At 46.5% G+C, this 13,379-nt stretch carries 11 protein-coding genes; 3 read left to right on the plus strand and 8 right to left on the minus strand.

The window, feature by feature from the left end:
* Positions 1-249: 249 nt before the first annotated feature.
* From thrB to BA724_RS05915, 5 genes are all read right to left on the minus strand, one after another.
* The gene (gene thrB, locus BA724_RS05895) at positions 250-1,140 is read right to left on the minus strand and encodes a homoserine kinase (protein WP_069937727.1); all 891 of its coding nucleotides are present in this window, start codon (positions 1,138-1,140) and stop codon (positions 250-252) included.
* Positions 1,137-2,201: a threonine synthase gene (thrC, locus tag BA724_RS05900; RefSeq protein WP_069937728.1), complete on the minus strand. Its 1,065-nt coding sequence runs from the start codon at positions 2,199-2,201 to the stop codon at positions 1,137-1,139. Before thrC ends, thrB begins: the two co-directional genes overlap by 4 nt.
* A gap of 2 nt (positions 2,202-2,203) precedes the next feature.
* A complete protein-coding gene (locus BA724_RS05905) occupies positions 2,204-3,502 on the minus strand; it encodes a homoserine dehydrogenase (RefSeq protein WP_069937729.1) in 1,299 nt (432 codons plus the stop codon).
* A gap of 179 nt (positions 3,503-3,681) precedes the next feature.
* Positions 3,682-5,172 (minus strand): pectate lyase family protein, encoded by a 1,491-nt coding sequence (locus tag BA724_RS05910; protein WP_069937730.1) that lies wholly within the window; start codon positions 5,170-5,172, stop codon positions 3,682-3,684.
* A gap of 41 nt (positions 5,173-5,213) precedes the next feature.
* A complete protein-coding gene (locus BA724_RS05915) occupies positions 5,214-5,963 on the minus strand; it encodes an NRDE family protein (RefSeq protein WP_069937731.1) in 750 nt (249 codons plus the stop codon).
* Between the two features lie 84 nt (positions 5,964-6,047).
* Between BA724_RS05915 and BA724_RS05920 the strand changes: the two genes are divergently transcribed.
* Genes BA724_RS05920 through BA724_RS05930 form a run of 3 tightly spaced genes read left to right on the plus strand, consistent with a single transcriptional unit; the run spans position 6,048 to position 10,196 of the window.
* Complete coding sequence (locus BA724_RS05920; protein WP_083256097.1) at positions 6,048-7,190, plus strand: iron-containing alcohol dehydrogenase; 1,143 nt, start codon at positions 6,048-6,050, stop codon at positions 7,188-7,190.
* Positions 7,190-8,785 carry a GAF domain-containing sensor histidine kinase gene (locus tag BA724_RS05925; protein WP_069937733.1) on the plus strand — a complete coding sequence of 532 codons (1,596 nt, stop codon included), beginning with the start codon at positions 7,190-7,192 and terminating at the stop codon, positions 8,783-8,785. The genes BA724_RS05920 and BA724_RS05925 overlap by 1 nt, the downstream gene beginning before the upstream one ends.
* 4 nt (positions 8,786-8,789) lie before the next feature.
* A complete protein-coding gene (locus BA724_RS05930; protein ID WP_069937734.1) occupies positions 8,790-10,196 on the plus strand; it encodes a sigma-54-dependent transcriptional regulator in 1,407 nt (468 codons plus the stop codon).
* Positions 10,197-10,229: 33 nt separating this feature from the next.
* Here the strand turns inward: BA724_RS05930 and BA724_RS05935 are convergent, their stop codons facing one another.
* The 3 genes from BA724_RS05935 to adhP form a co-directional block, all read right to left on the minus strand.
* On the minus strand, positions 10,230-10,586 hold the full coding sequence (locus BA724_RS05935; protein WP_069937735.1) for a DUF779 domain-containing protein: 357 nt from the start codon (positions 10,584-10,586) through the stop codon (positions 10,230-10,232).
* 59 nt (positions 10,587-10,645) lie between these two features.
* Positions 10,646-12,163, minus strand: a complete 1,518-nt coding sequence (adh, locus tag BA724_RS05940; protein WP_069937736.1) for an aldehyde dehydrogenase — start codon at positions 12,161-12,163, stop codon at positions 10,646-10,648.
* A 97-nt stretch (positions 12,164-12,260) separates the two neighbouring features.
* The gene (gene adhP / locus BA724_RS05945) at positions 12,261-13,271 is read right to left on the minus strand and encodes an alcohol dehydrogenase AdhP (RefSeq protein ID WP_069937874.1); all 1,011 of its coding nucleotides are present in this window, start codon (positions 13,269-13,271) and stop codon (positions 12,261-12,263) included.
* Positions 13,272-13,379: the final 108 nt, after the last annotated feature.

Consider the following 13,379-nt stretch of genomic DNA (forward strand, 5'->3'; position numbering starts at 1 on the left):
ATAGCGTCCTGCATCTAGCAAGACATTCGGATGCAATTCAAACTCATAAGAGGGGGTAATGAGAATGAATCTCAATTTCAATTATAATCAGTTTACTGGAAAAGTCAACTCGTTTGTGTACATTTTTAAAATTTGCGTACACTTATGAAAGTACATGGTTCCAATTTGCCTTTTTTCTATTCATTTACAGTTGATTATATCTACTCACACAATAGAAAAAAAAACCGGCAGATTGCTCTGCCGGTTCACTTATTGCCACACTGGACCATTTGCTTCTACATTAAGCTGCAATATATCGCAATCAGCAAACTGATTGCGGAATGCGGCAGCGATCTCTTCACCTTTGCGGCGCGGCGCAAGTGTCAACACCGTTGGACCAGCGCCGCTGATAACGGTTGAGTAGGCGCCCAGTTCATGTGCTAGTTCACGTGCCGGAGCAAATTCTTTAATAAGCGCTGCCCGGTATGGCTCATGGAACACATCCCGCTCCATCATGCGCCCAGCTGTTTCATAGTCATGCTTCATGAATGCCGCAACGAGCATATTGGATACAGCACTGGCTAAAACCGCGTCTTTCCGGTCAAATGAATCAGGAAGCACATTACGTGCGTCTTCTGTTTTCAGCTCATACGGCGGAACGATCGCAATTAAGTCGACATCCGGCGTTGGCAGTGTCAACAGTTCAGCCGTTTTGCCTAAAGACACACCACATACCATGCCGCCAAATAAAGATGCACCAATGTTGTCCGGGTGCCCTTCGAACTGATCGCCGATGTTTAATTTTTCCACATCTGTTAAGTGAAGATCCGCAAACCGGTCGGCAATTTCAATGCCGGCTGCGATTGCCGCAGCACTGCTGCCGAGCCCGCGTGCAAGCGGAATATCGCTTTTTAGCACCGCTTCAACCGGAGGCATATCTACACCACGCAGCGCGGCGGTTTTTTTTGCGACAGCCGCGATTAAATGGCGGTCATCTTTTGGAAGGCCGGCGAGCAGCGCAGATTCGTGAGAAAACGCCCACTCCTCCGCCCGCTTCACGTCAACTGTTAAATAAAGACTAAAGGCAAGGCCGATCGAGTCAAATCCTGGCCCTAAATTGGCCGTTGAAGCCGGCACTTTTAAGGAGCCAGAAGACATCATGCCTCAACCACTCCACGAATAAAGTCAAACACCGCTTCTTCACTGTTTGGCAGAACCGTCGGCTTTTTCTCGATTTGCGCAATCGCTGTCTGTGGATCTTTTAAGCCGTTTCCAGTTAATACAGCAACAATGTTTGCACCCTGCTCAATTTCGCCTGATTTTACGTGCTTGATGATACCGGCGATCGAAGCATTAGAAGCCGGCTCTGCAAAAATACCTTCTTCACGTGTCATCATTTCGTATGCTTCTAAAATTTCAGCGTCTGTTACGAAGTCAATTTTACCGCCAGACTCATCACGAGCGGCCTCTGCAAACTTCCAGCTTGCCGGGTTTCCGATACGGATCGCTGTTGCCACTGTTTCAGGATCTGCGATTGGCGCGCCCTGCACGATAGCTGCGGCCCCTTCTGCTTCAAAGCCATGCATACGCGGAAGGCCTGTACCGAATTTTTCGTTGTATTCTTTAAACCCTTTCCAGTACGCGGTAATGTTGCCGGCGTTTCCTACTGGAATCGCTAAAATGTCTGGTGCTTGTCCAAGCTGGTCGCACACCTCAAATGCAGCTGTTTTTTGGCCTTCAATACGGTATGGGTTAACCGAGTTCACAAGTGTAATCGGTGATTTTTCACTGATGTTGCGTACCATTGTTAAGGCTTCATCAAAGTTTCCTTCAATAGCTACAATTTCCGCTCCGTACATCATTGCCTGGGCAAGTTTCCCCATTGCGATTTTGCCATCCGGAATAACGACAATTGTTTTCATACCGGCACGCGAAGCGTACGCTGCTGCAGCAGCTGATGTATTTCCAGTTGATGCACAAATGACCGTGTTGCTGCCTTCTTCTTTCGCTTTTGCCACAGCCATAACCATACCGCGGTCTTTAAAGGATCCGGTTGGATTGGCCCCCTCCACTTTCACATGAATGTTCACGCCTAATTTTTTTGAAATGTTAACAAGCGGAATAAGCGGTGTATTTCCTTCCATTAATGAAAGCGCGGGTGTGTTTTCGTTAACTGGTAAAAATTCTTTGTATTGGTGTAATAAACCTTCCCATTTAGCCATGATTATGCTCCTTCTCCTTCAACGCGGTAGAAACTTTCGATTGAATGAACGACCGCCAGATCTTTAATTTGTTCTTGCATTTGTGTGTAGTTTTTCATCGATGCTTTATGAGTGACAATGACAATTTCAGCCACACCTTCTTCTTCAAGCGGCAGCTGAAGAATTTTTTCAAAGCTGATGCCGTTGGATGAAAACAGCTTCGTCAGTTCCGAAAATGCACCCACTTCATCACGGACGTGCAGACGGATAAAATGTTTCGCAAATTTTTCTTCTGGTGTTTTCAGCTGCTTTTCAAATTGTGGCACAGTGATACTTTTTCCGTTCACGCCAAGGCGCATATTTGTAATAACAGCAACAAGATCGCTAACGATGGATGTAGCCGTTGGCAGACCGCCGGCACCTGGACCGTAAAACATCGTTTCACCGACTGCTTCACCGTATACATACACCGCATTGTATTCGTCATTAACAGCCGCAAGCGGATGATCGTTAGATAAAAATGTTGGCTGTACACTTACTTCGGCGCCGCCATTTTGCTGGTCTGCGTAGCCGATCAATTTCATTGTGTACCCAAGTGTTTGACCATGCTTTAAATCGCTGTCAGACACATTTGAAATACCGTCGACGTTCACATCTTCAAGCTCAATGTCCATTGAAAAAGCAAGACGCGCCAAAATCGCCATTTTACGCGCGGCATCCAGTCCCTCTACATCAGATGTCGGATCCGCTTCCGCAAAACCAAGGTCCTGTGCTTCTTTAAGAGCTGTTTCGTATGACATGCCTTCTTTATTCATTTTTGTAAGAATAAAGTTAGTCGTCCCATTGACGATCCCCATCATTGTTCTAATTTTGTCGGATGCAAGCCCGTCTGCCAAGCCACGAATGATCGGAATGCCGCCGGCGACACTTGCTTCGTAATAAAAGTCACAGCCGTTTTCAGACGCTGCTTTTAACAGTTCCGAACCATAGAGCGCAACAAGGTCTTTGTTTGCTGTTACAACATGTTTTTTCTGATGAAACGCGGCAAGCAATAATTTCTTTGTTTCATCAATTCCGCCCATCACTTCTACGATTACATCGACGTCCGGATCGTTAATCACATCATATGGATCAAGCGTAAGTGCTTCTTTCGGCAGTTCGACTTCTCGTTTTTTATCTACGTTTTTCACAAGCACTTTCGTCACATCAACAGAACAGCCGACACGGTGGGCAAGCTGTTCCTGATGATCTTGAACCATCTTTACAACGCCTGTTCCCACAGTTCCAAGACCGAGTAACCCTACTTTTACGTTGTCCTTCATCCTAAACGTCACCTCAACTATGTATTTTTCTGATGTACATTTGTTTTTACATAGTAGACATTATATCGATCTTTCATGCGGAATACAACCTTATATTTTTGCAAAATACGATCAAATCATTTTTTTGCGAAAATAATATTTTCATACAATTCTTATAATAAAGAAAAGAACCGCTCCTTTCAAGCGGTTGTCGTATTTTCCGAGGAAGCGTTTATGACGTCTTTTGCAATAAAAAGCGGGGTTTTTCCACAGTTGGCAAAGGAAGCGTTTTTTACTGTAACGTGATCAGGCTTATTTGCTCCCCCGAATACTTTTAGGGCAGCGCCTGCTGTTACAAAATCCCGCATGACGACATCTTGAACGTGAACATGTTTCGCTTTGTACTGAATACCGGCCACAGGCAGTTGTTTGTAATTATAGGCAGGATCGCCGATTGCGCGAAGGCCGTTAATGATAACATGGTGATAAGCGGAAACCGTTAATGCGCGTGGTTTTGAGCCGGCATATAAATCTGTGTATACCGGATAGAGAGACACAATGCGTGTAGCCGTTAGAAAACGGGCTGTTTTGGATTCCGGGTCATCTGCCGCATGGTGGCCGATATGGCGAAAATTGAACGAACGATTGTCGTTTTCCGAAAGATGACCGATGATGTGAACATTGGCTGCCGCTGAGCTTGTTGCGTGCGCTTTTACTTCAATGCCGCCGAAGCAGCGCGCTGATGCGTTATTCACAAGCCAGACAGAACGAGAGCCATCATCCACTTCAAAGCCGTTTGAATTGGAAAAGCCTGATTTATGGCTTCGGCCGGATGGATCAAACATAAAGCAGTTGGAGATCAAAATGTAGTCGCTATGATGCGTTGTAACACCGTCGTCGCCAAAGCCTGTGCCGGTGCAGCCGTCAATCCAGATAAACCGGCTGCCCCCGCGTGCACGGTGTCCGTCTCCTGAATAATCATACAGCGTGGAGGAAACATCATAACAGTGGAGACCCGGGTTAAGGGCATCACAATCTTTTACCCAGCCGTACGTAACATTTGCGAACGTTAAACAGCTGGACCGGTTATTGCCGCTTGACGATTTTTCATCGGGACGAAGCCGTTCAAGCGTCCAGTCGAATGTGATTCCTTCTATTAGTATATGGTGGTTGCCTTTTACATGATTTTCATTTGTTAAAACAAAGCTTCGTTTCGGAGCCGTATCACGCAATTTCAATATTGTCCTGCCGGGCCCTGCTCCTTTAACGATCGTGTTGGACGGTACATGCAATTCATCGACAATATACGTTCCTTCTGCCAAATAAATGGTTTTTCCACCGCCAGACAGCGCTGCCTGCACATCACCGCCTGGTTTAACGTGAATGATAGAAGCCGCCTGCTCTTTCAACACACTATATTCATGATCCAAAACCGGCTTCCAATCCGGATACACACCTGTTTCATCGATAATAGTATGGTGAAAATCGAGCGGCTCTTCTTTTTTTGTCCAAAGAGATTTTAGTTTATCCACTATCTTTGACTTTTGTTTAACGTGTTCCCACTTTGCCACAGAAGCAAAAAAGAGCTGATCTGTTTCTGCCACTGCTTCAGAAAGCGAGGAACTGTTTTTAAAATATGACTCAATAACAGCGGCGTTTTTTTGAGGGTCATGCTGATGTGTCAAAAACATTTTCATTCTCCTTTTAAATTTGAATTTTGCACATACTGATTTTAGTTAAAATTAATAGAAAAAGCACGTTCTTTAACAGTTTTATTTCGTTCAAAAGTTCGCTCTGACCAAACAGCGAAATTATTTTTGTTTATTTCCAAAACAGTAGAGCAACGCGTTCCGTACTGTGGGCTTTCAATGAAAACCGATGATAAGAGCCGTTCCCATTCTAATGAAATTCCTGTACTCGGAAGTGCGTCATCTGCCGCGATTTTCCCATCTTGCAGCATGTGGAATAGCTCTTCCCGGCTGTTTAGCGCTGCGGCCATTTTTTCTTTTGCTTTTATTGTTTTTGGCCACGGTGTATTCATAAACGCATTGCTGACAACATGAATGCCCGGTGGCAGTAAAAACGGCGCATCACCAGACCGGCTTCCATATGCATACAACTCGTCTTTCGTCCCGGCAACAAGATTGAATCCCGGATAGCGGTTCTTTTCCCGATCAAGATCATGTAAGAACGCTTCGGCAGCCAAATCGCTCTCTAAAAAGGATCGGACGATATAGCCGCGTGATTCTTTTGCGGCTGATGGTTCATCCGGATGACGGTAATTGGTGAGCGCGCAAAAGCGCCCGTTTTCCGACACCCCCATCCACGTCCCCCCTTTTTCTAGATCACGGCCTGCTAAAATCGGTGCATCTTTCCACCAATGAGATGGTTCTGTCGGCCGTTCGTAAAATTCATCCCGATTTGCCGCTACGATAAGCGGCTTATCCGGATGTACTTGAAACGCAATCGCAATTAGACACATTATTTTTTCCTGCTTTCGTTTTCTTCATTATACGCGGCAATGGTACAATGGAACAAACAACAGAACGATTGGATGGTGGGATCAATGTATAAGTTTGTGATGCCGGAAGTCATTTTTGGAAGCGGATCCATTGCACAGGCAGGTGAATGCTGCGAGCGTCTGGGCGCCCGTCATGTACTTGTTGTAACAGACCGTGGTGTCATGGATGCCGGCTGGACGGAGCCCGTATTAAAAAGCTGCCGGGCTGCCGGCCTTGCAGCCGTTTTGTTCGACCAAGTGACGGTGAATCCGACTGACGAGGAGGCGGCCGCTTGTGCCAGCACGTATAAGGAGCACGGATGTGATGCCATTATTTGCGTTGGCGGCGGAAGTCCCATTGACGTTGGAAAAGCGGCGGCTGCTCTTGTGACAAATGGCGGTCACATTCGTGATTATGAAGGGGTCGACCATATTTTGCATCCTCTCCCTCCGCTTGTCATGATCCCAACGACAGCTGGATCCGGTTCAGAAGTTTCTCAGTTTTCTGTTATTGTTGACAGTGAACGGCAGAAAAAAATGACCATCGTATCAAAATCACTCGTTCCGGACATTGCCATCATCGATCCAGATGTCCTCGCCACAAAAAGTGCCCGGCTGACGGCGACAACCGGCCTCGATGTCATTACACATGCAATTGAATCGTATGTCAGCATCGCCGCCACACCGATGACCGATGTGCAGGCAAAGAATGCGCTCGCCATTGCAGCCCGTCATCTGCGTCCATCTGTTGCATCGAAATACAATAAAGAAGCAAAAGAGCAAATGGCCATAGCGAGTCTTCAGGCCGGCCTTGCGTTTTCAAATGCGATTTTGGGCGCGGCTCACGCAATGAGTCATACAATCGGAGGACGCTATCCGTTTTTGCACGGTGACATAAACGCTGTTCTATTGCCGCATGTCATGGAATTTAATTTGATTGCCTGCCCGGAAAAATTTCGTGAGATGGCCATTTTAATGGGCGAAGGTGTGACAGGACTTTCTGCTATCGCTGCTGGAGAAAAAGCAATTCAGTACGTGAAAAAGCTGGCTGTCGACATCGGTGCACCTCTGACCCTGTCTGAAATGGGCTTTCAGGCGGATGCAATAGCAGCAATAAGCGAAATCGCGCTAACCGATGCGTGTATGATTACGAATCCACGGGACATTTCAGCAGAAGAAGTTGCTGCCATTTTAAAGAGGGCACTTTAATGAACCGGCTAGATATGATTCATTTACTGACCGGTGTCCAGTCATCGAAACGAAACTACTATACAGAGCTGAAAAAAACCGTTGACGAGCTTCAAAAGAAAAACAGCCAGCTTGAAATTATGAATAACCTCATGCACAGCTTTAATGTAAATATGTCTATTCATGAAATGCTAAAACAGACGCAGGAAATACTGCGGGATGTGTATCGGATTGACCGGCTCAGCCTCGCAATATGGGAAGACGGCTCGCTTAGAATGGCGGATGTTTATCCGGAAAAAGCAACATTTCTCCCGAAAGGAACCGCTTTTCCAACTGAACATTCACTTTATTCTCATGTTTTCTCTACCGGTCAGGATATTCTGCATTCTGCTCAAAAAGCGGATTCTTTTTTTGAATCTGAATCATTTGAAGCACTTGGTCTTCATTCTGTCTGGCTGTTTCCACTCAGCAGCCGCGGCGTCATAATTGGGGTGTTCGGACTTGCTACACGTGAATCCATCTCTTTTTCAGAGGAAGACCGTCCTTTTTTCCAGCATTTATCCGGACAGGCAGCTGTTTGTATTGAAAATGCGCGCCTTTACCATGAAGTGCTGCTTAGCGAATCAAGATGGGAGTCGACCTTCCGGGCAGTGGCAGACTCTATTATTGTCACGGATCTTGACGGGGCGATTCTAACGAGGAACGACAGTGCTGCAGCGAATTGGCCAAACGCGGAATACATCTCTGCTTTTTTAGGAATGGATCTTTTCCATCAAACCGTTCGGGACGCAGCGCCGCATTTTGAAGAAGCGTCCATTGAAAGCAGTGTCTACGAATGCGCTTATTATCCGCTTCTTGATGACGGAGAAATGAATGGCGTCATTGTGTACTTAAAAAACATTACGGAAAAACAGATGATGCAGGCGCAAATCATTCATTCCGGCCAACTGGCTGCCATCGGGGAAATGGCCGCCGGCGTTGCGCATGAACTGAATAATCCGTTGACCGCCATCATCGGCAATACACAGCTTTTGCTTCGGCTCGCGACAGATGAAACGAAGCCCCTGCTCAAAGACATCGATGAATGCGGCAAACGGTGCCGGACGATTATTCGAAGCCTGCTCGCTTTTTCCCGGCAGGACCCCTCTTCTTTCACGCCATGCTCGCTCAATGATGCGGTTTATGAAGCACTGCGGCTGACAGGACGCCAGATCGAGAAGCAGCGAATGGAATTAACCGTCGAATTAGCCGAACAGCTGCCTTTCGTTGAAGGAAACCTTCAGCAGCTGAGCCAGATTGCTGTAAATTTACTCATCAACGCAAAAGATGCCTGTTTAGAAAAAGAAGCTGCTAAACAAGTATGGGTAAAAACAGCAGCAGACGAACACTTCATTTATTTACATGTTAAAGACAATGGATGCGGGATCGATCCAGAAAAAATAGATGATATTTTCCATCCTTTTTTCACAACAAAATCAGGACTCAATGGCACCGGCCTCGGATTGTCGGTAAGCATTGGCATCGCTGAATCACATGGCGGCACATTAACCGTAACGAGTGAAATTGGAAAAGGAAGCACGTTTACGCTGGCGCTTCCCGTTTTGAAGAGGACGTGACTTTATGGCGAACATATTAATTGTGGATGACGAACAGGAAATCGGCCGTTTTTTAACCCGGCTTTTTCAAATGAAGGAAATGAATGTGACGTATGTTGACAGCGGCAGTGCGTTTGATGAGCTTCAGGGGATTGAGCGGTTCGATGCCGCGTTTTTGGACGTACGGCTGCCGGACCGGAATGGACTTGATCTTTTAAAAGAATTGAAAAAACAAGCACCTCATTGTAAAGCGGTTGTGATGACCGGCTACAGCACAGTGAAAATGGCCGTAGAAGCGATTCAGCTCGGAGCAGAAGATTTTCTTGAAAAACCGTTTGAAGATATACAAGTAATTGAAGAATTGGCCGACCATTTAACAAAACGAGTCGATTATGAAGAATACGCACAGGCTGCAATCGAGGCTGGGGCCTTTTTAGGAACAAGCGCTAAAATGCACGAATTGTACCGGCTTGCGTATAAACTCGCCTCAAAACAAGTGACGATTTTAATTGAAGGTGAGACCGGCACCGGCAAAGAAGTGCTGGCGGGCTTCTTACACCGCGCCGGCAGCCGCAGTGAACAGCCTTATATCGGCATTAACTGCGGAGCAATTTCGGAATCCCTGCTAGAAAGTGAGTTGTTTGGACACGTAAAAGGCGCGTTTACCGGAGCCATATTTGACCGTGCCGGTTATTTTGAAGTGGCCACGAACGGCACCTTGTTTCTTGATGAAATCGCCGAAGCCTCTCATGCAACTCAAGTAAAGCTGCTTCGCGTCCTCGAAACCGGTGAATTTTTTACAATCGGCGACCCAGCACCAAAGCGGACGGGTGCACGCATCATCGCCGCTAGCCATTCAAATTTAGAAAGAGCCGTAATAGAAGGCGCGTTTCGCGAGGATTTATTGTACCGGCTCGATATTGTGAAGCTGACGATTCCACCGCTTCGTGAACGGCGGCAGGATATCCCGCACTTTATTGAATTATATAGCCAAAAACGAGGGCTCGCTTTTTCGTTTTCGCCGGAAGCAGCGGCTGCTTTTATGCACTATGGCTGGCCTGGCAATATGCGCGAGCTTGTGAATATGCTGCAGCGTCTGTCCGTTTTATATGCCGATGAACCAGTGATTACCATTCATATGCTGCCGGAAAAAATGGTACGGCCGGGTACGTTTCAGAAAACGGCCTCAATGCCCACCCGTTCTTTTGAATCTGAATGGCAGCGCTTCTCAAAGCAGGTGACTGACCTATATAATAGCGATGAACCGGTTGGACTGGACGAACTGCTGCAAACAATGAAACGAATGGAAAAGCAGACTGCGGAAGCGTTTATCAACAAAACATTGAAAGAAACTGCCGGCAACCGCGAATTGGCAGCGAAGAAGCTCGGTGTTTCAAAGCGGAAAATCCGGTATTACTTAAATGAAAAATAAAAAAAGCTTCCATTCACTTGGAAGCTTTTTCATTTATTGATTCAGTTCCTGCCGCTCTTCATCCGTAAATACACGGGATCTTGTTAAAAAGCGTTTTCCTTCCGGCCCTTCCAACGAAAACATGCCGCCCCGCCCATCGACCACGTCGATAATAAGCTGTGTATGCTTCCAATATTCGTACTGAGCGTCGCTAATGTAAAACTTGGCGCCGCCGATTTCGCCGAGCAGCTTGTCTGAATCGCCGGTCATAAATTCGCCGTCCGGGTAACACATCGGCGCACTGCCGTCACAGCAGCCTCCTGACTGGTGAAACATGAGCGGTCCGTGTTTTTCTTTCAGTTTTTCGATTAAATCCAAGGCCGCTTGAGTAGCCGTCACCCGCTCTGTCATGTTTTCCACCTCCCTATGAAAATAGCGCCGCCGCATATCGCGGCAGCGCCTTCTTTCTATTAAAAGAATCCAAGAGCATCTTCTGAATAACTGACAAGCAAGTTTTTCGTCTGCTGGTAATGATTCAGCATCATGAGATGATTTTCACGTCCGATACCGGACATTTTGTAGCCGCCAAATGCTGCATGTGCTGGATATTGGTGGTAGCAATTTGTCCAAACACGGCCTGCTTTAATATTACGTCCAAATCGGTACGCCCGGTTTTGATGGCGTGACCAGACACCAGAGCCGAGGCCATAAAGCGTGTCATTCGCGATTTCAAGTGCCTCCGCTTCATCTTTAAATGTTGTAACAGAAACAACCGGCCCAAAAATTTCTTCCTGGAAAATACGCATTTTGTTATGGCCTTTGAAAATGGTTGGCTTAATGTAATAGCCATTTTCAAATCCTTCGATCGTATTTTTCTCACCACCGGCCAGGCATTCAGCGCCTTCTTGTTTACCGATATCGAGATAAGACAAGATTTTTTCCATTTGTTCATTGGAGGCCTGCGCGCCCATCATTGTATCTGTATCAAGCGGATTGCCTGTTTTGATCGCATTAACACGCTCAATGACACGCTCCATAAATTTATCGTAAATGTTTTCATGAACGAGGGCGCGAGAAGGACACGTACATACTTCGCCCTGGTTGAGCGCAAACATAACAAATCCTTCAACTGCTTTGTTTAAAAACGCATCATCTTCTTCCATAATGTCATCGAAGAAAATATTCGGTGATTTCCCTCCAAGTTCAAGCGTAACTGGAATTAAGTTTTGCGACGCGTACTGCATGATCAGGCGGCCCGTTGTTGTTTCACCTGTGAAAGCGATTTTCGCAATGCGTTTATTCGACGCAAGTGGCTTCCCTGCTTCAAGACCGAATCCGTTGACAATATTGACAACACCCGGCGGGAGAAGATCTTCAATTAGTTCCATTAAGACCAAAATTGACGCTGGAGTCTGTTCAGCCGGCTTCAGTACCACGCAGTTACCCGCCGCAAGTGCCGGTGCAAGCTTCCATACACCCATTAAAATTGGGAAGTTCCATGGAATGATCTGCCCGACAACGCCAAGCGGCTCGTGAAAATGATATGCGACTGTGTCATCATCAATCTGTGACAGTGATCCTTCCTGCGCTCGAATCGCTCCGGCAAAATAACGGAAATGATCGACCGCAAGCGGTAAATCGGCATTGAGTGTTTCACGCACTGCTTTCCCGTTATCCCACGTTTCTGCTACCGCGAGCAATTCTAAATTTTCTTCAATTCGATCGGCAATTTTATTTAAAATGTTGGCACGCTGGGCGGCCGACGTTTTGCCCCATTCGTCTTTTGCCGCATGTGCCGCATCAAGTGCGAGTTCAATATCTTCCGCCTGTGATCGGGCCACTTCACAAAACACTTCGCCTGTTACCGGCGTAACGTTTTCGAAGTATTGGCCGCCAAGTGGCGCGGTCCATTGACCGTTAATGTAGTTATCGTATTTTTTCTTGAATGATACTTTTGATCCTTCTTGCCCTGGATTTGCGTAAATCATATACCCTTTTCCCCCTTCGAATGTTGGAAATTAGCTTATATTAAACGCTTACATTTCCAAAATAACGCCTATTGAACTGAATGTCAACTTATTTGTCTCACAGCGTGAGCACAATTCGACCATTTATTTTTCCTTTTTCCATTTTGTCGAATACTTCGTTAATGTCATCAAGCGGAGCGGTTTCGACCTGCGCTTTTACTTTGCCGCGCGCTGCGAAATCGAGTGCTTCTTTCATATCAAGACGTGTGCCGACAATCGAACCTTTCACCGATACACCGTTTAAAACTGTGTTAAAAATTGGAATTGGCAGTTCATCGTTTGGAAGACCAACAACGACGAGTGTTCCGCCTCGTTTCACGGAACGATACGCTTGTTCAAAAGCTTTTTTCGTTACCGCTACGCTAATAGCCGCCTGAACACCGCCTAGTTTTTCCTGAATAGCCGCCGCTGGATCTTCGTTCATTCCGTTTACGGCTTCGTCTGCACCGAGTCTTTTGGCAAGATCTAATTTTTCATCCGCGATATCGACCGCTACAACGTTAAAGCCCATTGCTTTTGCGTATTGAAGCGCGATATGACCAAGTCCGCCAATGCCGTAGATCGCGACCCAGTCACCCGGTTTCGCACCTGATACTTTCAATGCTTTGTATGTTGTTACACCTGCGCATAAAATCGGCGCGATTTCAACCGGATCAAGGCCGTCTGGAATTTTCGCCACATAATCAGCCGGCGCCACACAATATTCTGCATAACCGCCATCTACCGAGTAACCACCATTTTCCTGGTGCGGGCAAAGTGTTTCCTGTCCCTGCAGACAGTATTCACACTCGCCGCAAGCGGAAAATAACCACGGCACTCCAACGCGGTCACCCACCTTTAAGGATGTGACACCTTCTCCAATCTTTTCAACGATTCCGACCCCTTCATGCCCCGGAATAAGCGGTAATTTTGGTTTGACCGGCCAGTCACCATGGGCTGCATGCAAATCGGTATGACACACGCCGCACGCTTCAATTTTTACTAAAATTTCACCGCGTCCCGCTACCGGCTTTGGAACATCTTTCACTTCTAACTGCTGGTTAAATTCGTTTACGACTGCTGCTTTCATACTTGTCTTTGCGTCGGGCTGCTGGTTCATTTCATTTACGGCTGTTGTTTTCATGTTTTATTCCCCCTTTTAATTGGCCATTCATTAAATATATTGCAAGCACTGTGC

It is taken from the genome of Domibacillus iocasae (assembly GCF_001750285.1).
GTDB classification, from domain to species: Bacteria; Bacillota; Bacilli; order Bacillales; family Domibacillaceae; genus Domibacillus; species Domibacillus iocasae.

Coding starts and splice junctions, on each gene's coding strand:
- thrB (WP_069937727.1), bottom strand. CDS start 1,140: ATGATGTCTTCTGGCTCCTTAAAAGTGCCGGCTTCAACGGCCAATTTA.
- thrC (WP_069937728.1), bottom strand. CDS start 2,201: ATGGCTAAATGGGAAGGTTTATTACACCAATACAAAGAATTTTTACCA.
- BA724_RS05905 (WP_069937729.1), bottom strand. CDS start 3,502: ATGAAGGACAACGTAAAAGTAGGGTTACTCGGTCTTGGAACTGTGGGA.
- BA724_RS05910 (WP_069937730.1), bottom strand. CDS start 5,172: ATGTTTTTGACACATCAGCATGACCCTCAAAAAAACGCCGCTGTTATT.
- BA724_RS05915 (WP_069937731.1), bottom strand. CDS start 5,963: ATGTGTCTAATTGCGATTGCGTTTCAAGTACATCCGGATAAGCCGCTT.
- BA724_RS05920 (WP_083256097.1), top strand. CDS start 6,048: ATGTATAAGTTTGTGATGCCGGAAGTCATTTTTGGAAGCGGATCCATT.
- BA724_RS05925 (WP_069937733.1), top strand. CDS start 7,190: ATGAACCGGCTAGATATGATTCATTTACTGACCGGTGTCCAGTCATCG.
- BA724_RS05930 (WP_069937734.1), top strand. CDS start 8,790: ATGGCGAACATATTAATTGTGGATGACGAACAGGAAATCGGCCGTTTT.
- BA724_RS05935 (WP_069937735.1), bottom strand. CDS start 10,586: ATGACAGAGCGGGTGACGGCTACTCAAGCGGCCTTGGATTTAATCGAA.
- adh (WP_069937736.1), bottom strand. CDS start 12,163: ATGATTTACGCAAATCCAGGGCAAGAAGGATCAAAAGTATCATTCAAG.
- adhP (WP_069937874.1), bottom strand. CDS start 13,271: ATGAAAGCAGCAGTCGTAAACGAATTTAACCAGCAGTTAGAAGTGAAA.